This window comes from Acinetobacter sp. SFB, from assembly GCF_001647545.1.
In the GTDB taxonomy this organism is placed as follows: Bacteria; Pseudomonadota; Gammaproteobacteria; order Pseudomonadales; family Moraxellaceae; genus Acinetobacter.
This window is the reverse complement of record NZ_LSZH01000016.1, coordinates 1-20,399: the sequence shown is the minus strand read 5'-3', so window position 1 is coordinate 20,399 and position 20,399 is coordinate 1. Positions and strand designations below refer to the sequence as shown.

Here is a 20,399-nt window from a genome sequence, read left to right as displayed (position 1 = left end):
TCTGCTGAAACAGCGTAAAAATAATCCGCTGAATAAAGCCAGTAAAGGCAGATACAACGACAATAACAAACCAGCACGGAGCGATCATGAACGCCATTTCTCATCCCCAGCAAAGTACCGGATTCACCACCGCAAAACTCCTCATTAATGGTGAATTTGTCGAATCAAAAACCAGCCAGTGGCAGGATATTGTCAATCCTGCCACTCAGGAAGTTTTGGCTCAGGTGCCCTTTGCTACCGCAGAAGAAGTCAATGCCGCCATTGCTGCCGCACAAAATGCCTTTGCCAGCTGGCGCCAAACCCCGATTCAGGCACGGATGCGGATTATGCTGAAACTGCAGGATCTGATTCGTACTAATTTAAAAAACATTGCCCAAGTATTAACGGCAGAACAGGGCAAGACCCTGGCCGATGCCGAAGGTGACATTCAGCGTGGTTTAGAAGTGGTGGAACATGCCTGTTCTATCGGTTCACTACAAATGGGTGAGTATATTGAAGGGGTGGCACGCGGTGTCGATACCTATACCATGCAGCAACCGCTGGGGGTCTGTGCAGGAATTACACCGTTTAACTTCCCGGCAATGATTCCACTGTGGATGTTTCCGATGGCGATTGTTTGCGGCAATACTTTTGTCTTAAAACCTTCGGAACAGGACCCGTTGTCGACCATGATGCTGGTGGAGCTGGCAATTGAGGCAGGAGTGCCTGCAGGCGTACTAAATGTAGTGCATGGTGGTAAAGAAGTGGTGGATATGTTGTGTACGCATTCAGATATCAAGGCAATTTCTTTTGTCGGTTCGACCGCTGTGGGCACGCATGTTTACAACCTGGCGGGACAACATGGCAAACGTGTGCAGTCGATGATGGGAGCCAAAAATCACGTTGTCGTCATGCCGGATGCCAATAAAGAACAGACCTTAAATGCGTTAGTGGGTGCAGCTTTTGGCGCAGCCGGTCAGCGTTGTATGGCGCTTTCGGTGGCCGTGATGGTCGGTGATACCAAACACTGGGTTGATGAACTGGTCAATAAAACCAAAACGTTGAAAGTCAATGCAGGCCATGAAGCAAATACTGATGTTGGCCCGGTGATTTCAAGCCGCGCCAAAGCCCGTGTCATAGATTTAATTAACAGTGGCGTTGAACAAGGCGCTGAGATGCTGCTGGATGGCCGTGATGTACAGGTTCCAGGTTATGAAAAAGGCAATTTTGTCGGGCCAACGATTTTTAACCAGGTCACGATCGATATGCGCATTTATCAAGAAGAAATATTTGGTCCGGTACTGGCGATCATGCATGTCGATACTTTAGAACAAGCCATTGCACTGATTAATGCCAATCCATTGGGCAATGGTGTCGGATTATTTACCCAGAATGGCAATACTGCACGTACCTTCCAGAACCAGATTGATATCGGTCAGGTGGGTATCAACATTCCCATTCCTGTACCTGTACCTTTCTTCAGCTTTACGGGGTCACGTGGTTCAAAACTCGGTGATTTAGGTCCGTATGGCAAACAGGCGGTGCAGTTTTATACCCAGACCAAAACCATTACCAGCCGCTGGTTTGAAGATGATCAGGAAACCACAGGTGTAAATACCACGATCAGTCTGCGATAAGGAGCATCAGCATGAAGATTGCATTTATTGGTTTAGGCAACATGGGCGGCTCCATGGCACAAAACTTACTCAAGTCCGATCATCAGGTGTTTGGTTATGACTTGAGTGCAGTGGCTTTACAGCATTTTGCACAAGCAGGCGGCGTGGTTTGCGACAGTCCACAAGCTGCCGCGAAGCAGGCGGATATCGTGGTCAGCATGTTGCCCGCAGCCAAACATGTGCGTGAAGTCTATTTAGGTGAACACGGTATTCTGGAGGTACTTCAAGCGGGCAGTTTGTGTATTGATAGCAGTACCATTGACCCGCAAACCATTCAGGATATTGCCGCAGCAGCTCAGGCCAAACAGATTCGCGTCTGTGATGCACCGGTATCCGGCGGCACTTTAGGTGCCAAAGACGGAACCTTAACCTTTATGGTGGGCGCAGATGCAGCGACCTTTGAGGCGGTAAAACCGGTACTCAGCTGTATGGGTAAAAATCTGGTGCATTGTGGTGCTGTGGGAACAGGACAGGTGGCAAAAATCTGTAATAACCTGATTCTGGGTATTTCCATGACTGCCGTGGCAGAAGGGATGGCACTCGGTGCCAAGCTGGGCATTGATCCTCAGGCCTTAGCTGGGGTGATCAATAGTTCAACCGGACGTTGCTGGAGTTCGGAAATTTATAATCCCTGGCCGGATATTTGCGAAAATGCGCCGTCATCACGAGGTTATACCGACGGTTTTGCAGCACAACTGATGCTCAAAGATTTGGGTTTGGCCGTCGATGCAGCGCAACAGGTTGACCAGCCGATTGTTCTCGGCAGCATGGTACAGAAACTCTATCAACAGCTCTGTCAGGAAGGGGATGCCCATCTGGATTTTTCCAGCATCATGCATCAATACACCACGCCACCTGCTTAAAACTTAAAACATCCAGATGGAGCAAGGAGAGGCTCCATCAAAAACACCTTGTCAGTAATAACGATAAATTCAGGCTGAGGTTTAACATGTTCAATTATGAAAAAACGGTTCAAGATTTTGATTTAAATACGGTTGCAAGTCAGTTTCTATCCGGCTCCATGCAGGCACTGAATGCCTGTTATGAGTGTTGTGATCGCCATGCAGACTCAGCTCAGATCGCCTTGTTCTGGTACGGTAAAGATGGCCGCAAAGAACAGTATAGCTTTACCGAGCTAAAAAAATATTCCAGCCAGTTTGCAAATTTCCTAAAGTCTCAAGGCATTGGCAAAGGCGACCGCGTTTCCGGATTATTACCGCGTACGCCTGAACTGATCATGACCATTTTGGCAACCTGGCGCATTGGTGCGGTCTATCAACCCTTATTCACCGCCTTTGGTCCCAAAGCCATCGAGCATCGTATTCAACTTGCCCAGAGCAAACTGGTGGTGACTGATCTGGCGAATCGGGACAAACTCTCTGATCTGCTTGACTGTCCAAGCATTGTCACTGTACATGCCGAAACCGAGGCAGAACGCTATCCGCAGGATCTCAGTTTTTGGACGGTGCTCAACCGTCAGGCTGAAGCTTGTGAGATGGAGATGCTGAATATTGATGATCCTTTTTTATTGATGTTTACCTCGGGCACGACCGGACCGGCAAAGCCGCTCAAAGTACCGCTGAAAGCCCTGATTGCTTTTGCCAGCTATATGCAAAATGCCATTGGTTTAACCCCTGAAGACGCTTTCTGGAATATTGCTGATCCCGGCTGGGCTTATGGTTTGTATTACGGTATTACCGGTCCCTTAATGCTCGGACACTCGACCTTATTTTATGAAGGGGGCTTTAATGCTGAAAGTGTCTGCGAAATTGTCAAGCAATATGGTATTACCAATCTGGCTGGCGCACCAACCGCTTACCGCATGATGATGGCAGCCGACCCTGCTCAAATGGCACAGCTGCGCGGTAAATTACGCGTCGTTAGCAGCGCGGGCGAACCTTTGAATCCGGAAGTGATCCGCTGGTTTAAAGAGGCGCTGGATGTACCGATTTATGACCATTATGGCCAAACTGAAGTTGGCATGGTGGTGTGCAATCATCATGCACTGGAGCATCCGGTTCATGCAGGTTCGGCCGGCTTTGCCAGTCCAGGTTACCGAGTTGCAGCCGTTGACGAACAGGGCAAGGAACTGCCTGCCGATACCCCGGGGATTCTGGCGGTCGATATCAGCCAGTCCCCAATGATGTGGTTTTCAGGTTATGAAGAAAGCCGCAAATCTCCTTTTGTCGGACATTATTATTTAACGGGGGATACCGCAGAAATTCATGCCGATGGCAGTATGAGTTTTGTCGGACGTAGTGATGATGTCATTACAACGTCCGGCTATCGGGTCGGCCCATTCGATGTAGAAAGTGCCTTGCTGGAACATGATGCCGTCATTGAAGCGGCAGTGATTGGCGTACCTGATCCCGAGCGTACCGAAGTCATCAAAGCCTTTGTGATTCTGGCGAATAATTTTGCAGCTTCGACCCATCTCGAAGAAGAACTGGGTCAATTTGTGAAAAAGCGTTTGTCTGCGCATGCCTATCCGCGCCTGATTGAATTTGTCACCGAACTGCCCAAAACTCCAAGCGGCAAGATTCAACGCTTTTTACTGCGCAATCAGGAAATCAACAAGCAGCAAGCGAAGACCGCATAACCCGCCACAGCCAGCAGCTTGAATAAAAATATCGCATAAAGAGATTGAAGGAGGAATCAATGCAATTAACGCAAGAGCAACAACTGATTCAGGATATGGCCAAAAGCTTCGCCCAGGAACAAATTAAACCCTTTGCCGGCGAGTGGGATCAAAAAGGCATCTTTCCTAAACAGGCCTTGGCCCAAATGGGAGAGCTGGGTTTTCTAGGCATGCTGATTCCGGAAGAGTGGGGCGGCTCTGGCACCGGCACGTTGGCTTATGTGCTGGCTCTAGAAGAGGTGGCCGCAGCCGATGGTGCAACATCCGCCATCATGAGCGTACACAACTCGGTCGGTTGTGTGCCAATTTTCAAGTTTGGTACTGAGCAGCAAAAGCAGCAATTTTTAACGCCTTTGGCTCAAGGAAAAATGATCGGTGCCTTTGCATTAACCGAACCGCATACCGGATCGGATGCCGCAGCGATTAAAACCCGTGCAGTCAAAGATGGCGACCATTACATTCTCAATGGCTCGAAACAGTTTATTACTTCAGGCCACAATGCCGGGATGATTATTGTGTTTGCCGTGACCGATCCCAGCGCAGGCAAAAAAGGCATGAGTGCATTTTTAGTGCCGCGAGATACCCCGGGTTATGAAGTGATCCGGGTCGAAGAAAAACTGGGCTTACATGCTTCGGATACCTGCCAAATTGCCTTAACCGATGTCCGCATTCATGAAAGCTTAAGATTAGGGGCAGAAGGCGAAGGTTTGAAAATTGCCTTGGCCAATCTGGAAGGTGGACGGATCGGCATTGCGGCACAAGCGGTTGGACTGGCGCGTGCTGCGTTGCAAGAAGCGAGTGCTTATGCGCATGATCGGATCGCCTTTGGCAAAGCTATTTTTGAACAGCAAGCGATTTCTTTCAGGCTGGCCAGTATGGCAACTGAAATTGAAGCGGCGCGTCAACTGGTCCATTTTGCAGCACGCAAGAAAGAAGCCGGTGAAGCCTGTTTAACCGAAGCGTCCATGGCCAAACTCTTTGCTTCAGAAATGGCAGAACGCGTCTGTTCTAAAGCTTTACAGATTTTTGGAGGCTATGGTTATCTGAAAGACTTCCCGATTGAACGGATTTATCGCGATGCGCGTATTTGCCAGATTTATGAAGGCACCAGCGATATTCAGCGCCTGGTAATTGCACGCAGCCTCTAATTTTAAAAGGACTTATCTTATGCAGTGGCAAACAATTTTACTCGAACAGCGTAACGGGGTCGGGCTGATCACTTTAAACCGTCCGCAAGCTTTAAATGCATTGAATAATCAACTGATTATTGAAGTGAATCTGGCACTGGATCAGCTGGAAAAGGACCCGGAGATTGGATGTATTGTGATTGCCGGTTCGGAAAAAGCCTTTGCCGCCGGTGCCGATATTAAAGAAATGGCAGATCTCAATTTTCCGCAAATTTATCTGGATGATTTTTTTAGTCTGGCCGATCGAATTGCCCAGCGCCGTAAACCCTTAATTGCCGCGGTCAGTGGCTATGCCTTGGGCGGTGGTTGTGAGCTGGCATTGATGTGCGACTTTATTTACTGCGCCGATAATGCAAAATTTGGTTTGCCTGAAGTCACTTTAGGCGTATTGCCCGGCATAGGCGGAACCCAGCGTTTGACTCTGGCCATCGGCAAAGCCAAAGCCATGGAAATGTGCCTGACCGCACGACAAATGGGGGCACAGGAAGCGGAACAAAGTGGTTTGGTGGCTCGGGTATTTGCCCAAGAAGAGTTGCTGGAGCACACCCTGCAAGCCGCCGAAAAAATTGCTGAAAAGTCGCTTACTGCCGTGATGATGATTAAAGAATCGATTAATCGGGCCTTTGAAGGGAGTCTGGCCGAAGGCTTGCGCTTTGAACGACGGGTATTTCATGCCATTTTTGCAAGTTGTGATCAAAAAGAAGGCATGCAGGCCTTTGTGGAAAAACGCCCGGCCAAATTTACCCATCAATAAAACAAGAATAGGAAAATAAAATGAGCGATGAAAATAATTTAGCGATGAGCCTGCAAGGAAGTTTAGGCATCATCAGTCTGGATCGTATCAGCCATTTAAACGCCTTAACCCTGCCGATGATTCAAGGTATTCAGTCGCAGTTAGATGAATGGTGCCATGAGCCCAAGGTACAAGCCATTCTGATCAATTCTACCAGTCAGAAAGCTTTCTGTGCTGGAGGCGATATTCGCTATCTTTATGACAGCTATAAAGCCGGAAATACCGGATATCAGCAATATTTTGCCACTGAATATGCGATGCTGAGCAGCCTACGCAACAGTCCTAAACCGGTAATCGTTTTAATGGACGGCTATGTATTGGGTGGCGGCTTCGGACTAGCTCAAGCGTGTCATATCAAAGTGAGTAGTGAAAAATCACGTTTTGCCATGCCAGAAACCGCGATTGGATTTTTCCCCGATGTCGGAGCGACCCATTTTCTCTCCAGACTGGATGAAATTGGGGTATATTTGGCGTTGACGGGCGAACAAATCAGCAGCAGTGATGCGCTTTATTTAGATTTGGTCGATTATCATGTTCCAAGTGAGCGCTTTGCTGAATTACAGGCTGCATTGATTGCTGCACCTGCTTTAACCAGTACGGAAATCAGAAAAATGATTAGCGCTTTTATTACTCATCCTGTAGAAAGTGAGTTACAAAAACGCGCAGATCATATTCATAAGCATTTTGCCTATCAAAACCTGGATGAAATTGAACAAAGTCTGGCGCATGAAACCGATTCTACCGATCAGGCTTGGGCGGATAAAACGCTCGCCATCTTGCAACAACGTCCTTTAATGGCGAAACAAGCCAGTCTGAAATTACAGCAAGTAGGTCAGAATTTATCCCTGGAAAAATCTATGCAGCTGGAACGGGATTTACAAGACATCTGGTTGGACCAAGGTGATTTTATCGAGGGCGTGCGGGCATTGATTATTGATAAAGACAAGAAGCCGCAGTGGCAGACAGATCATTCAAAATTCGAGAAAATTTTGCAAAAGCTGTCCTCATGAGTTAACCACCTCAAATTTAAGAAATTCTAATCTTAATTTGGCACCTTTGAACTAGATAGAACAATAAAGGTGCTTTTTTATTTACTTTAAGAAATCTTTTTCAAAGTCTAAAACAGTGAAACTTTCATTAATGCTCATCACCCCTAAAATAATAGCAACTACAAGTAGAATTTTCTCTTAAAGTAGAGGCAGGACAATTTAAAATTATGCTGATCTTCATCAGAGTACAGCTAGAATAAGGATGCCCTCAATAAGGTTTTTTGTTGCAGATACAAATTTTTCACAACCCTATTGCATCATCGAAGTTAAATAAGTCGGAGCTGGGTTAAGCATTGATCACCGACTTCTTGTAATACGGATCATCGTTTAAGTTCTTTATTCGACATAAAGCTCAATCTATTAAACCGCCCGCGAAGAAAATCTCTAATTGAGTATTCTAAAAGCGGACATTTTTACTTTCGAGAAACCGAACATTTCTATTTTGGGCTCGTATTTGGTCTTCTGATCTGCTGTGTGCTATTAATTTTTAGATAAATTTAGAATTTATAGGTAATTCCCATAAAAAAGTTGGTCATTGAATCTTTATCAATTAAGGGACCATCTACTATTTTATCAGGTAAAAATTTATGCGTTACGGCCGAAGTTACTTTTACTTTTTGATTCAATGAGTAACTTGCCCCTAAGGAGACATGAGGAATAATGAGGTTATTCGGTCTATATTTTTCTACGCCCTTAGCCACTTCGCTATCTAGTGTCCCGTAATAATAATTGGCTCGGCTATCTGATAACCATTCCAGGCCCACATTTGGCATAAGCGTCCATTGATTATTTAAGCGCCAAAAATACTGATAATTAGCTTTTACTTCTGCCCCCTCACTGGCATTGCCAATATCATTGAGTGCTTGCACTGAAATAATACCGTAAGGTGCTTTCACTATCGCTTCTAATCCAACATCAGCACTGATATCGCGATCTTCTAATTGCATTCTAGTTAAGTTTTTTGCAGCCAATTTCGATTCATTTAAATCATCAACATCCAGTTTATTCAGATTGACGCTTACGATGCCATTCAATGTGAGTAACTCGTTTTTATAGAATTTCATTCCTCCATAGAGCCCACGTAAAAAGAAGCGCTCTCCTTCATAAGATAAGATGGGAACTGGCGTAAGATTGGTATCTTCACCAATATATAGACCTGTGCTTCCCACAATACCTAAGCCTGTGCTCAAGCCTGTTGATCTTTTGAGGGTAGGCTGATTTTCATCTGCAATTGCACTTAAGGGAACAAGAAAACATGATAGTAATAAAATTTTATTGAGCATTTTTAATCCAGCATCTTAATTTAAGAAATTAATGAAATTTAAATCCGCGTCTACTAAAAGTCACATTTTTTATACATATGTGACATGCGTTCTTGTTTTGTTTGCAAATAATTTTCATTAAATATATTTAAACCTACTGTAATAGCAACACGATCCATTACATTTACACCTAGAGCTTTTAAGGCATTAATCTTCAAAGGATTGTTAGTAATTAAACTCACTTCTTTAATGTTTAAATAATCAAGCATAATAGTACACATATCATAGTGACGTGCATCTGCGGGTAAGTTTAAGAGCAGATTTGCATCAACAGTATCATGTCCTTGATCTTGAAGTGCATAGGCGCGAATTTTATTGGTCAAACCTATCCCACGACCTTCTTGGCGTAAATATAAAATAACCCCCTGACCTTTATCGCTGATCATTTTCATGGTGGAATGTAATTGGGGACCACAATCACATTTTAATGAACCAAAAGCATCTCCAGTTAAACATTCGGAATGTATTCTGACTAATACGGGTTCCGCTGAAATGGCATCCAATCCTTGAGAAAGGGCAACATGTTCTTCGCCTGTATCTGGATCTTGAAACACAATAAGGTCAAAATCACCAAAAGCGGTCGGTAATTTAGCTTTAGCCACAAATTTTATAGTCACGGATTCATCCATTTATATTTAAAAAGCCAGTACAATAATTAACCTTCAAATCTACGATAATAAAAAATTCAGCAATCACAATATCTATTTGGGAGTCCAAAAAATAAAATAATTAATCTGACCTTATATTTAATTGACAAGCATTAAAAATAGATCAAATAAAATGCTTACTCCATGTAAATGGAGTAAGCATGGCCGTAATTAATCCGGCTAAGCGTGACTGGAAAATATCTTTGATCACTTAAATTTCAATTATAATAATAGGTCTGTTAGGGTGAATTTTTTGTGAAGCTCTATAACTATAATAAAGTAATTAAAGACATTTACAGCAGTAGCAAATAGTGAATAGCCACTAATGTTGTATACCCCTGTTAGTTCGATAAAATGGCTAATTAATCAGGTATCTACAAAATATAATCCTATATATTCAAGACTGATGATCCGCTATATAAAACACTTAAAAGTGATAGGTGTGCTACACGTGAATAGCATTGAATAAGAAAATGGAATAAGAAAAATGCAGCGCAGTCTAAAAAATCACAAATTCTTCATCTTCCTTTTCATAAGATGACCTCGGTCAGTTTGATCTGATCAGGTGCGATAAATAGATATTGGTTTGAACTGAATCAATCAACTTTCTATATTTTTATACAAATTAAAGCAATAAGGGGCATGTTGTGCATCATCTAACTGAATATCTAGGAGCAGATCTGTCACGGATTATTGAAATGGCTTGGGAGGATAGAACACCTTTTGAAGCCATTCAGCGTGAGTTTGGTTTAAATGAATCTGCAGTGATTCGCTTAATGCGTCAGAATATGAAACCAGGTAGTTTTAAACTCTGGCGTGAACGAGTGACAGGACGTAAAACTAAACATTTGCAACTGCGTTCACCGGATGTGATTCGGGCCTATTGTTCGCGGCAATATAAACGCTTCTAGCAGCGTCACTTTATGATAGGCGCTATTTAGACTGGCGCCTGCATCTTTCTGAGTAGTATCTGACCTCATACCAGCTCCCTCGCTATTTTTTAGCTAAAAATGTCCACACACCCGAGTATAAAAGTAATATTCAATACTGAATAGCCACCTTTTTGTTGGATCCTATATAACCCGAATTAAAACCAGCATGTCCCCATTTTGAATAAAAAAACAGACTAAACAATAGACTGTGGCCACTCTCCTAGACAAATGTTGTTTGTTCTTTTTGCATAGGAGAGAACAATATGACCTTATATGATGGCTATAAAGTTAATCCCTTATACCCATCCTCAAATTATTTGACTTTATAAGCAATCACACTATCACCCAATTGAGTTCCTAATGAGCCATGACCACCTGCTGCAAGAACGACGTATTGAGTTTTATCTTTACCCATGAAAGTCGCTGGAGTTGCTTGACCCCCTGCAGGAAGTTCAGTTTGCCATAGCTTTTCGCCGGTATTAATCTCATAAGCACGGAAAAAATTATCTGCAGTTGCTGCTTGGAACACAATGCCACCTTTGGTTGTTAAGGTACCGCCATGCGCCAACATCCCCATATTGAATCCAATCGGGAATCGTCCCGGCAAGAAAGTTGTTTTCAAGTTTTTAGTATTACCAACGCGACGTATCCATTCAGTTTTACCTGTTTTAAGATTCACTGCGGCTAAACGCCCCCAGGGTGGAGCGATACAGGGAATACCTAAATTAGATGCAAACTGTTTAATTTGAGTGGCGTAATGACCTTCAAAGTTTTCATTCCAGTAAGGGGTGTTTGCTTGGGTAAATAAACGTTTTTCTTCAGTTTCTGGTGTGCGTTTAATTAACTTATACAGATAAGCTAAACGCACAGGAGAACCAATTAAAATTTGACGCTCTGGATCAATAGAAACTGAACCCCAGTTAAATACTCCAATGTTACCGGGGAAAATAATCGAGCCTTTTTCGGTAGAAGGTGTCCAGGGATTGCCATCATAACGATTTTTATTGAAGTCAATGCGACATTGAATCTGGTCAAACGGGGTAATTCCCCACATTGAAGCTTCAGTCAACATTTCAGGTATAAAGTTCAAGCTTGATTTAGGTTGAGTCGGTGCATATTTTTCACCAATATCACCTTGAGTAGATACCTTGACTTGTTCAATCGGATAGACGGGCTTACCTGTTAAGCGGTTGAGAACAAAGATGTTGCCCACTTTAGTCGGTAAAATAATGGCAGGTGATTTTTGACCTGTGTAATCAATATCCAATAATGACGGTTGTGCAGGATTGTCACGATCCCATAAATCGTGATATGAGGTTTGGAAACTCCATTTCAACTTACCTGTATTTAAGTCAAGTGCGACCAAAGCATCCCGGAACTTTTCAGAATTGCTTGCCGGATCACGATCCAGGCCTAATAAATCGGGTGAAGCATTGCCAAAGGGTATATAGACTAAACCATTTTTAATATCAGCCGTAAATGTAGACCAAGCCACTATTGTGTCATAGGGGTATTGTTGACCCTCTGCAAGTGGCTGAGTTAGCTCTGGATTTGCAGGATCAAAATTCCAGACCAATTGACCAGTGACCGCATCATAAGCACGGATTACCCCAGATGGATTACCCGAATTGTAACCATTGTCCATGACTGATCCGCCAATAATAATCAGATTATTGGCTACCAGAGGAACAGCGGTTTGCATATAAACATGCGGTAAAATTTTCCCCATGTTTTTAGTCAAATCGACTTCGCCATTGTCCCCAAAAGATGAACATAATTTACCTGTATCCGCATCCAAGGCGATCAGTTTTGGAGCAGTTGCAGTGGTAGTAATAATACGTTTACTGCACTCTTGTGGTGCAGCTGCAGCAGGGGATACATTATTTACCGATGCTTTCACTGCCTTAGTATCGAAATAACTCACCCCACGACAGGTTTGATGTTGCTGTAGATACGAACCTTCCCGTGGAGGAATATATTTCCATTTCAACTGGCCTGTTTCCGGTATTAAAGCGTGAATTTGATTATGAGCGGTACACAAGTAAAGCGTATCATTTACTTTTAGCGGCGTGGCTTCAAAGGTATATTCAGACGCATCAATTTTAGAATCACGTAGATCACCCGTGTGATATTCCCAAGCTACTTTAAGGTTTTTTACATTTTTTGAATTAATTTGAGCTAATTTTGAATAGCGTAAAGCATCAGAATTGCCACCATAGGCTGTCCATTCTTGGTCAGCAACAGCTGCATCAGTCGCTTCAGCCGGATTTTCAATATTTCCTTTTTCACGAACTGGATCGTAAAAAAGAAGAGCTATTACCATTAAAATCATAACCCCTACAGTTCCACCTAAAAAGGGATGAAACTTTTGGCGCTCAGATTCAGGAGTCGTAGCAGCTGCTTTATATAAAGGCTTAACCACAAAGGGCATGGCCAACCAGAAGCCGATAAGAGCAAATAATGCACCACGTGGGATCCATTGCCATTTATCTAGTCCGACTTCAGCAACAATCCAAATCAGAATTGCCCACATCAGAAAAGCATAAACTGTCAGTGCAATTTTTTTTTGAAGAAAAAGTAATCCCGCTGTTGCCAGTAAAACCAGTGCTATAAGGAAATAGGCAGCACTGCCTCCCACCATCAGTAGCTTAATGCCCATGTATAACAAAGCAATTGCCAGTAAAGCCATTACAATACTCGTAATTTTATTGAGCATACTGGATTCCTTTTTATTATATATTGGTTAAATACTAACCCCTTTTAAAGTAAAAAACTCAGGCCGAAACCAATAATGAATAAATAATTGAGACTAATTGTCACGAAGTGTATGCAAATAAAATTAATCTCAAACATTGACCGACCTTGCAATTAATTTATCAAGGTTGAATAAATCCTTAAGAATGCATTCTTCAAAAAAGGATCAACACAATGGTTCTCTCAACTTATTTCAAAATCACCATGTTTAGTAGCAGCCTATTATTGTGTCACTTAGCTATGGCGGCCAATCAAGCATGGTCTCCAGACCGTCAATGGCTATTAGGCGACTGGAATGGTCAACGACCACAGCTTGAAGACCAAGGGTATAAATTCGTTACGTCTATAATCACGGAAAGCGCATCTAATATTGATGGTGGCTATAATGAAAATAATAAAACCTTACATGCTTATACTCTCACTTTAGGCACCACTTTCGACTTAGAAAAGCTGGCTGGCTGGAAGGATACCGAAGCCAGTGTGCAAATTACCAAACGCGATGGTCAATCCCTGTCTGCCGAGCGCATTGCAGACCCGCGTGCTGGCCAATTTAGTAATACGCAGGAAACCTATGGGCGTGGTCAAAAATGGCGTCTGACTCAGGCTTGGATTAAAAAAGGCTTTATGGACAATAACCTGCAATTTAAACTAGGTCGTATGGGACTCAATGAGGATTTTAATGGGGCTCAATGTGAGTTCCAAAACTTAATCCTTTGCGGTAACCAAATTGGTAAAAGTAATGGCAGTATTTGGTACAACAGCCCAGTGTCGGGTTGGGGCGCCAATGTGAAATATCAGTTTGCTTCAGATTGGTCTATTGCAACCGGTATTTATGAAATTAATCCAGAAAACCTGTTGGAAAATGGCGGCTTTAATCTCAGCCTGGATCAGACCGAAGGTGCAATTATTCCAGTTGAATTAGCCTGGAAACCTAAACTTCAGGGTTTAGCAGGTGAATACAAAATTGGTGGTTATTACGCCAACGTTGATGTTAAAGATGTAAAGACCAATGAAATGCATGATAGTAAGCATAGTTTCTGGCTCAATAGCCAGCAACAATTGACCTCATATGCAAGCAATGACAAACGTGGTTTATTTGCAGCCGGGAATTTTGTATGGAATGACAAGCAAACGGCTCAAGTTGAATCAACGCAACAAATTTCTTTTTGGTACAAAGGTCCCTTTGATCGACGTCCAAATGACTCTATTGGTTTAGGTGTCGCACGTTTCAATGTGAATAATCGTGTACGTGATGCACAAAACTTACAAAATGATTCGAATGGCTTAACAGTTTCCGATTATAGCAATACCTTATATCAACCAATTCAGTATGATGAAGTAAATGTTGAATTAAACTACAGTTACAATTGGTCATCTGCTGTGATGTTTCGTCCTAATATTCAGTATATTCACCAGCCGGGTGGAGTAAAACAAGTAGATGATGCATGGGTTGCGGGCTTAACCATGCGTCTTAATTTCTAATTAAATTACCAAGACATTCGCTTAAATAAATTTCAATTTTTTTCGCATAGAAAATTAGGCTCTGTTGAACTGCTTTAACCTATAAAACCTATTTTCAACTCAATGCCTGATCTTCTATAAAGACCCGTCCCTATGATCATTGTTCGATTGGCTCTTTATTTTCTTGAAGATGTTCGCGTTTGTTCCTATTTTTCTTGATCGGTTCATGTCATGGCTGTGAATCATAGCCCTGATCTGCGCATAGCACTTCTGTCTCTTTCAAATCTCATGTTGATCTTAAGCCACTTTGAGGTAATGTGTAGTTTCAAAAGAATAGCTTTCAACTTTTGCCCGTGTTGATCTGTCAGCACGGTACGAGGCAGAGCGAAGAGTAAAATTGGCTTTGGCGATTTGATTTTACTATTTCGCTATTGTTAAGCTCAAAGTGTCAACACACCCTAATTTATTGTTTTTGAAATAAAAGAGGGCGGTTGGTATTTGAGCTATCTTTTCTTATTGGGTAATGACAGACTAAATACGATTCCCTCTTCAGTATTTTCAGCGCTTGCTTGCCCACCATGCAATTGCATAATGGACTTTACGATGGCTAAGCCTAATCCACCCGTGTGTGCTTTTTCATGCCGGCTATCATCGACTTGATAAAATCGTTCAAACAAATGCGAAAGATGTTGCTCTGGAATCCAGATGTTTGGTGTTAATACTTCAATTCGAATGAAGTCACTACACTGCTGCGCTCGCAGTATAATTTTGCTATTTGCTTCACCATGTGTAATTGAATTGCTGAGCAGGTTTGCCAACGCACGTTCTATTAATAATTGATTTGCAATCAGTTCTAACTCTGGTGCCACTTCAAGTTTAAAATGGATGTTTTTTTCATCAGCGAGAAAGCTAAAGTATTCCAGCAAGCCTTGCAGCATGCTATATACATTAAAATTTTGTTTTTCAACCAAATAGTCACCGTGTTCTACGCGAGCAATAAACAGCATACTTTCGATCATTTGGTTCAGGCGTTCATACTCTTCTAAATTTGAATACAGTAAGTTTTCTAATTCATGCAGCTCTCGTGGTTGAGAGAGTAAAATTTGTGTTTGTCCCATCAAATTATTTAATGGCGTTCTCAGTTCATGTGAAATGTCTTCAGAAAAACGTGCCAGTTGTTGATAAGCAGATTGAATTCTTGCCAGCATTGCATTCATGGCTTGACTGAGTTCATGCACTTCAAGGGTGTTAGTTTTAATTTCAATACGTTGATTAGACTGCGTTATACCGATTTTTGTCGTGGCATGTATCAGTTGTCGCATCGAATTTAGGATATAGCGGCCGGCAACCCAAGCCATCAGTGTAGAGAATAAGATACCCAGAACGCTATATAAAGTCAGCTTTGACTGATATTCAGCCAGGGTATTTTGCCCTTCAGCCAGTTGTTTGCCTGCAATAATTTGATATTGATCACCATTAAATTCTAATTGCTTGAAGGCTAATCGTGTCGAAGCATCATTGCTTTGATTATCTTGAAACTGGAGTGAAGATGAAAATGCTAAGGCGGGAATATGGACTTTTAATGGATTAATTTGTATGAGTTTGCCATTTTGGTTTCGTAAAAGAAGTAAGTTGTCTTCTTGCCCAAGCATGTTTTCGTAGAGCTTAGGATTTTTGACCAATAGCTCAAAACTTTGCGCATCTTCCAGAAAAATTTCAATCCGTTCAATCCGTGCGGCTAATGCCTGATCCTGCTGGGTCTGGATCATGTTTTTCATATTATGATAGGACAATAGAGCAACGCTACAAAATACCACGCAAGATACCAGACAAAAAGCGATGCTTAAACGGATGGTTAGGGTTAATCGGATGGGTTTTTTCATGGTCGCTCATCAAGTTTATATCCCATACCACGTACCGTATGAATCAGTCTGGGACTAAAATGATCATCAATCTTGCTGCGTAATCTGCGAATAGCAACGTCTACTACATTAGTATCTGTATTAAAATTAATATTCCATACCATGGAGGCAATTTGACTGCGGGTCATGACTTGACCCTGATGCTCCATCAACAATTGCAATAGCGCAAATTCTTTCTGACTCAGCTCAATTTTTTGTCCATCACGCTGTACTTCATGTTTTAAGCGGTTCAAGAGCAAATTAGACACTTGATAAGCCTCTTGTTCCATTCGTGGAGTACGCCGCAGTAGACTTTTGATCCTTGCCAGTAATTCAATATAAGAAAAAGGTTTGCTGAGATAGTCATCTGCACCAAGCTCAAGCCCTTTGACGCGATCCAATACATGATCACGTGCAGTGAGCATGAGTACAGGAATTTGACTAAATGTTCTGAGTGTTTGCAGAACTTGCCATCCATCTAGGTCAGGCAACATTACATCCAGTAAGGCAAGGTCAAACTGCTGTTGTTGTAGAAAGGACAATGCTTCAACCCCATTTCTTGCGATAGTGGTACTGTAACCCGATTCATTCAGTCCTTTTGCTAGATAGTCAGCAATTTTGACTTCATCTTCAATAATTAAGATATGCATCGCAGTAGATTAACTTCTTTTAAACATATTTAGATTACAAATTGGTAATCTAATTGTCATGCCGAATTGCATCATTTCTTTTAAGATATGTCTAAGATTAATTGAAACATATTGCCATAATGAACTCTTTATTTATACAAAAGTCTCTCGCTGTACTGAGTGTCGCATTTTTAACCAACACTTTTGCACATGCCGAGTTAAAAACAGGCTACATCATGCCACTCGAAACCGCAGAGTTGATGGCTAAAAATGTCATGCATGCTTGTCAGGTAGATGCGAAACCTGCTGCTGTGGTTGTGCTCGATCAGGGAGGCAATATACTCACTAGTCAGCGTCATGAATCTGTTGGCATTCATAATTTGATAGCGGCAGAACGTAAGGCATTTACGGCGTATTCGACTAAAACCAATAGCCTGGACTTTATGCGTAATGCGCAGAAGAACCCGGATGCGCAGAACTTGAATAGTCTACCCGAATTGCTCTTGCTCGGCGGTGGCGTACCGGTAATTTATAAAGATCAGCTTTTAGGTGCAGTCGGTGTCGCAGGTGCCGGTGGCTCAGTGCAAGACCACCAATGTGCGAAAAAAGGCATAGAAACCACTTTAAAAACCCTTTAATTCAGTCCTTTCTATTTGTTGGAGTCAATTGTTATGAAAAAGTCACTTATATTTGTGGGTAGTTTGTTGATCTCAGGTTGGGCAATGGCTCAAAACCCGTTGAGTGTGCATGTCCTGAACTTGGAAAACGGTTTGCCATCCTCCAATGTCCAAGTTACTTTGGAAGAACAGAGAAATGGGAAATGGGTTCAGATTTCAGAAGCTAAAACCAATCAACAGGGGCGTATCACCGAATTATTTCCAGAAAACAAACCCTTCAAAACTGCAATATATAAAGTTACATTTAAAACAGGCGACTGGTTTAAGCAAAACAACCAAAAGTCTTTCTTTCCTGAAGTACCTGTGATTTTTCAAGCTGATGGTTCAGTCAAACATTACCATATTCCACTTTTGTTGAGCCCTTATGGTTACTCAACTTATCGTGGAAATTAAATGACTTATAGCGCAGAGCTAATGTTATGAAGCTATAGCTCTTAGAGCTTTGATATTCTAAGAGCTATAAACAGCCACCAATTTTCTAAACACTGTTTAGTGAGATAAAATGGCAAATTAATGAGCTTTGCCTGTTTCATTACCCTTATGAGCCGCGGAATAAAGTAAATCTTACTGCTAAAAGCGAATGCAATAAAACCCGGATGTACGGTTTAATTGCGGTGTTATTGAGGGGGATGAAACGCAGCAGAAAGCTGTACGCTTGGAAATTTTGGAGCCAGCTGCATTTCATATCAAAAATAATCAATATCTGGCAAGTTAGCCGTGGACTTTTTCAAGCAAGCTGATTTTCTTTGGAGAAACCGTACATTTCTATTTGGGGCTTATAGACTGATTTCGTATAACCGTCATTATGTTAAATGGACAAGTAGATTTCCTTTTATAAAGTACATCACCACTTATAAATGAGTACCTATCTTTTAAATTTTGAATAAATTATGATCTAACTGCTAAATTAAATTTTTTGGAATATTAGGAATTTAATTTAAATTTTTATCAGGAAATATTTATGGAATTGTTGGTAACAATCATTCTTCAAATTTTGAATGGTTTAGGAATATATTCAACATACTCTGACCGTCCGACTAAAAAAATAAATATATTTTTAGTCGTTATATTTCTGGTAACTATTTTTTAATAGCATTAACAGCTTTTTTGAAAAAATTCTTTTGATCAAATAAACTGAATAATTTAATCAGCACGATTTAGTCGTATATTTACTTGTTAAGTGTACGACTTACTATCGCATGATAGCTTGTATAGATTTTATAAAATCTAAAAAACGCCTAGAAACGCACAATATAGCTATCTTTCAAAGTCGTTCCCATTGTTCGATTTATTATTTTCTCTTATATATTAAAACAACTTCTAATTATAAAATTCCATTAAATTTAACTTATATTTACCTAAATTTTAGTTCATATTTTAAATTGTATTTAATTAACAATAATTTTAATAACTTAGACGATTAAATTACTAGTTTATAAAATCCTTTGTTCATGAACCTAGTTAAATACATATATTTTTCGACTAAAAATGTCTTAAGAATAGACTAAATTTGTCTAGGAGAGTGGTGGCAGTCCACCACTAATCAAAAGGTGTCTACAAAATTGATGGCTATTCAATAAGTGTAGTTTACTATTTGCTATAAAATATTATGTTGAAGCTAGGGTTTTGATAGCTACGATTTCTGTTTGGCTTTTTGGCGTAAGACATACAAATATAAGCTTTCTACTTTTTCACGCGCCCATGGTGTGGTACGTAAGAATCGCAATGATGATTTAACACTTGGATCTATACAAAAACATCTAATTTCAATTTTACGATTTAAGCCTTCAAAGCCACCGTAGTAATCCAATAATTCATCCAAAATGTCAGCAAGTTTTTTGCTGTGTAAAGGGTCATTGGAGGTGTTCATAATAGATTAACCATATTTTGGGAGGCCATTATTATAACCTGAGTTAGTTAGAAAATGAGAGGGTGGGAATTTAAACGTAATTAACATAGAAAATTACAGCTTATATGCCTATTTACAACAGTGCTGATGAATAAAATATTTCAAATAATTAATAATTCAAATAATGCTTTTTAATATATGCTACCTTTGAAAAGCTATAAGAAAACGAACTCTTTGAAGTGCACACCATTTAACATAATCTATATTATACGAAATAACTTGTTTTAAGCCTTTGAATCTAAATTATTTTGTTGTTGGATTGGCTTAATATCTTTTAGTACAGGTCTTGGCGGTGTGCGCGTGAAATCAAATTCAAACTCAAGATCAAACATTGCAGGTAAATCTACTGACATTGAAATTTCCTTATTTTTTCCGTTTTCAGGTGTAAATTTACCCTTAGACATAAATAGACCTTGAACAAGAATAGTTTGGATTTGTGACATTTTTTAGCTCCTAAGCTATTTTGTAGTTGAATTGCTAGTTTGGTTCTTCGTACCATTCTGGCAACTGTTGGTTAAAGTCGATTGCAACGAGCTTCATAAATGGAATGATATTGTTAGCCTTTTCAGTGTAGAGATTCTGAAGATAGGCCTTTGAGAAACCACATAAACAAAGATCTGCAACCAATCTATGAAATGAAGTTTTTGAATATGTTGTTTTAAGTTCGACACTGCCTTTTTCTCTGATTAAACAGTATATTGCGAATAAGTTGTGTACTTTGATATGTGATACCTTGCCCAATTTAGTCAAGACTATTTCTGATGGCACTGTTGCAAATAGCCTGACATGCTAAGCTAAATATCTTGTTTGTCAGAGATACAGTTGATGAATCCATTTCATGGTCG

General features: G+C 41.1%; 17 protein-coding genes and 2 pseudogenes. 10 read left to right on the top strand and 9 right to left on the bottom strand.

From position 1 onward, the window contains the following. The first annotated feature begins 86 nt into the window (after nt 1–86). The 6 genes from AY606_RS13440 (at nt 87) to AY606_RS13415 (ending at nt 7,283) form a co-directional block, all read left to right on the top strand. Nucleotides 87–1,616, top strand: a complete 1,530-nt coding sequence (locus AY606_RS13440) for a CoA-acylating methylmalonate-semialdehyde dehydrogenase (RefSeq protein ID WP_067869666.1) — start codon at nt 87–89, stop codon at nt 1,614–1,616. Between the two features lie 11 nt (nt 1,617–1,627). Continuing rightward, entirely contained in the window at nt 1,628–2,518 is an 891-nt protein-coding gene (gene mmsB, locus AY606_RS13435) for a 3-hydroxyisobutyrate dehydrogenase (protein WP_067869663.1), read from the top strand. A gap of 86 nt (nt 2,519–2,604) precedes the next feature. Beyond that, a complete protein-coding gene (locus AY606_RS13430) occupies nt 2,605–4,254 on the top strand; it encodes an AMP-binding protein (RefSeq protein WP_067869660.1) in 1,650 nt (549 codons plus the stop codon). A 59-nt stretch (nt 4,255–4,313) separates the two neighbouring features. Next, nucleotides 4,314–5,441: an acyl-CoA dehydrogenase family protein gene (locus tag AY606_RS13425; protein WP_067869657.1), complete on the top strand. Its 1,128-nt coding sequence runs from the start codon at nt 4,314–4,316 to the stop codon at nt 5,439–5,441. Nucleotides 5,442–5,460: 19 nt separating this feature from the next. Next, complete coding sequence (locus AY606_RS13420; RefSeq protein WP_067869654.1) at nt 5,461–6,234, top strand: enoyl-CoA hydratase; 774 nt, start codon at nt 5,461–5,463, stop codon at nt 6,232–6,234. A 20-nt stretch (nt 6,235–6,254) separates the two neighbouring features. Next, complete coding sequence (locus tag AY606_RS13415; protein ID WP_067869651.1) at nt 6,255–7,283, top strand: enoyl-CoA hydratase/isomerase family protein; 1,029 nt, start codon at nt 6,255–6,257, stop codon at nt 7,281–7,283. Nucleotides 7,284–7,819: 536 nt separating this feature from the next. On the opposite strand, the gene AY606_RS13410 is transcribed toward AY606_RS13415, so the two are convergent. Together AY606_RS13410 and ribA are read right to left on the bottom strand one after the other, a co-directional pair. Beyond that, nucleotides 7,820–8,605, bottom strand: a complete 786-nt coding sequence (locus AY606_RS13410; RefSeq protein ID WP_067869648.1) for a MipA/OmpV family protein — start codon at nt 8,603–8,605, stop codon at nt 7,820–7,822. A gap of 53 nt (nt 8,606–8,658) precedes the next feature. Next, on the bottom strand, nt 8,659–9,261 hold the full coding sequence (gene ribA, locus AY606_RS13405) for a GTP cyclohydrolase II (RefSeq protein WP_171255421.1): 603 nt from the start codon (nt 9,259–9,261) through the stop codon (nt 8,659–8,661). A 677-nt stretch (nt 9,262–9,938) separates the two neighbouring features. On the opposite strand from ribA, the gene AY606_RS13400 reads away from it, so the two are divergent. After that, nucleotides 9,939–10,202 carry a TIGR03643 family protein gene (locus AY606_RS13400; protein WP_081408413.1) on the top strand — a complete coding sequence of 88 codons (264 nt, stop codon included), beginning with the start codon at nt 9,939–9,941 and terminating at the stop codon, nt 10,200–10,202. A gap of 334 nt (nt 10,203–10,536) precedes the next feature. On the opposite strand, the gene AY606_RS13395 is transcribed toward AY606_RS13400, so the two are convergent. Next, entirely contained in the window at nt 10,537–12,939 is a 2,403-nt protein-coding gene (locus AY606_RS13395) for a membrane-bound PQQ-dependent dehydrogenase, glucose/quinate/shikimate family (protein WP_067869642.1), read from the bottom strand. A 242-nt stretch (nt 12,940–13,181) separates the two neighbouring features. Here AY606_RS13395 and AY606_RS13390 point away from each other — a divergent pair, with 242 nt between their 5' ends. After that, a complete protein-coding gene (locus AY606_RS13390; RefSeq protein ID WP_067870062.1) occupies nt 13,182–14,459 on the top strand; it encodes a carbohydrate porin in 1,278 nt (425 codons plus the stop codon). Between the two features lie 117 nt (nt 14,460–14,576). Here AY606_RS13390 and AY606_RS16905 read toward each other — a convergent pair. The 3 genes and pseudogenes from AY606_RS16905 to AY606_RS13380 form a co-directional block, all read right to left on the bottom strand. Continuing rightward, a pseudogene (locus AY606_RS16905) lies at nt 14,577–14,724 on the bottom strand (IS5/IS1182 family transposase); the annotation flags it as partial. 217 nt (nt 14,725–14,941) lie between these two features. Then, nucleotides 14,942–16,321: a heavy metal sensor histidine kinase gene (locus AY606_RS13385; RefSeq protein ID WP_067869638.1), complete on the bottom strand. Its 1,380-nt coding sequence runs from the start codon at nt 16,319–16,321 to the stop codon at nt 14,942–14,944. Beyond that, the gene (locus AY606_RS13380; protein ID WP_067869635.1) at nt 16,318–16,989 is read right to left on the bottom strand and encodes a heavy metal response regulator transcription factor; all 672 of its coding nucleotides are present in this window, start codon (nt 16,987–16,989) and stop codon (nt 16,318–16,320) included. The genes AY606_RS13385 and AY606_RS13380 overlap by 4 nt, the downstream gene beginning before the upstream one ends. A gap of 119 nt (nt 16,990–17,108) precedes the next feature. Here AY606_RS13380 and AY606_RS13375 point away from each other — a divergent pair, with 119 nt between their 5' ends. Then, nucleotides 17,109–17,606: a GlcG/HbpS family heme-binding protein gene (locus AY606_RS13375; RefSeq protein WP_067869633.1), complete on the top strand. Its 498-nt coding sequence runs from the start codon at nt 17,109–17,111 to the stop codon at nt 17,604–17,606. Nucleotides 17,607–17,639: 33 nt separating this feature from the next. Beyond that, a complete protein-coding gene (uraH, locus tag AY606_RS13370; RefSeq protein ID WP_067869630.1) occupies nt 17,640–18,038 on the top strand; it encodes a hydroxyisourate hydrolase in 399 nt (132 codons plus the stop codon). 1,240 nt (nt 18,039–19,278) lie between these two features. Here the strand turns inward: uraH and AY606_RS13365 are convergent. The 3 genes and pseudogenes from AY606_RS13365 to AY606_RS13355 all read right to left on the bottom strand — a co-directional run. Continuing rightward, nucleotides 19,279–19,515 carry a VF530 family protein gene (locus tag AY606_RS13365; protein WP_067869627.1) on the bottom strand — a complete coding sequence of 79 codons (237 nt, stop codon included), beginning with the start codon at nt 19,513–19,515 and terminating at the stop codon, nt 19,279–19,281. A 263-nt stretch (nt 19,516–19,778) separates the two neighbouring features. Continuing rightward, nucleotides 19,779–19,997 (bottom strand): hypothetical protein, encoded by a 219-nt coding sequence (locus AY606_RS13360; RefSeq protein ID WP_067869624.1) that lies wholly within the window; start codon nt 19,995–19,997, stop codon nt 19,779–19,781. A gap of 34 nt (nt 19,998–20,031) precedes the next feature. Further along, nucleotides 20,032–20,316 (bottom strand): annotated as a pseudogene (locus AY606_RS13355) (phage/plasmid replication protein, II/X family); the annotation flags it as partial. Nucleotides 20,317–20,399: the final 83 nt, after the last annotated feature.

What these genes read in the sequence shown, in the direction of transcription:
- AY606_RS13375 (WP_067869633.1), top strand. Translation starts at nt 17,109, where the DNA reads ATGAACTCTTTATTTATACAAAAGTCTCTCGCTGTACTGAGTGTCGCA.
- AY606_RS13360 (WP_067869624.1), bottom strand. Translation starts at nt 19,997, where the DNA reads ATGTCACAAATCCAAACTATTCTTGTTCAAGGTCTATTTATGTCTAAG.
- AY606_RS13440 (WP_067869666.1), top strand. Translation starts at nt 87, where the DNA reads ATGAACGCCATTTCTCATCCCCAGCAAAGTACCGGATTCACCACCGCA.
- AY606_RS13420 (WP_067869654.1), top strand. Translation starts at nt 5,461, where the DNA reads ATGCAGTGGCAAACAATTTTACTCGAACAGCGTAACGGGGTCGGGCTG.
- AY606_RS13385 (WP_067869638.1), bottom strand. Translation starts at nt 16,321, where the DNA reads ATGAAAAAACCCATCCGATTAACCCTAACCATCCGTTTAAGCATCGCT.
- AY606_RS13430 (WP_067869660.1), top strand. Translation starts at nt 2,605, where the DNA reads ATGTTCAATTATGAAAAAACGGTTCAAGATTTTGATTTAAATACGGTT.
- AY606_RS13390 (WP_067870062.1), top strand. Translation starts at nt 13,182, where the DNA reads ATGTTTAGTAGCAGCCTATTATTGTGTCACTTAGCTATGGCGGCCAAT.
- AY606_RS13410 (WP_067869648.1), bottom strand. Translation starts at nt 8,605, where the DNA reads ATGCTCAATAAAATTTTATTACTATCATGTTTTCTTGTTCCCTTAAGT.
- AY606_RS13415 (WP_067869651.1), top strand. Translation starts at nt 6,255, where the DNA reads ATGAGCGATGAAAATAATTTAGCGATGAGCCTGCAAGGAAGTTTAGGC.
- AY606_RS13380 (WP_067869635.1), bottom strand. Translation starts at nt 16,989, where the DNA reads ATGCATATCTTAATTATTGAAGATGAAGTCAAAATTGCTGACTATCTA.
- mmsB (WP_067869663.1), top strand. Translation starts at nt 1,628, where the DNA reads ATGAAGATTGCATTTATTGGTTTAGGCAACATGGGCGGCTCCATGGCA.
- AY606_RS13425 (WP_067869657.1), top strand. Translation starts at nt 4,314, where the DNA reads ATGCAATTAACGCAAGAGCAACAACTGATTCAGGATATGGCCAAAAGC.
- uraH (WP_067869630.1), top strand. Translation starts at nt 17,640, where the DNA reads ATGAAAAAGTCACTTATATTTGTGGGTAGTTTGTTGATCTCAGGTTGG.
- AY606_RS13365 (WP_067869627.1), bottom strand. Translation starts at nt 19,515, where the DNA reads ATGAACACCTCCAATGACCCTTTACACAGCAAAAAACTTGCTGACATT.
- AY606_RS13395 (WP_067869642.1), bottom strand. Translation starts at nt 12,939, where the DNA reads ATGCTCAATAAAATTACGAGTATTGTAATGGCTTTACTGGCAATTGCT.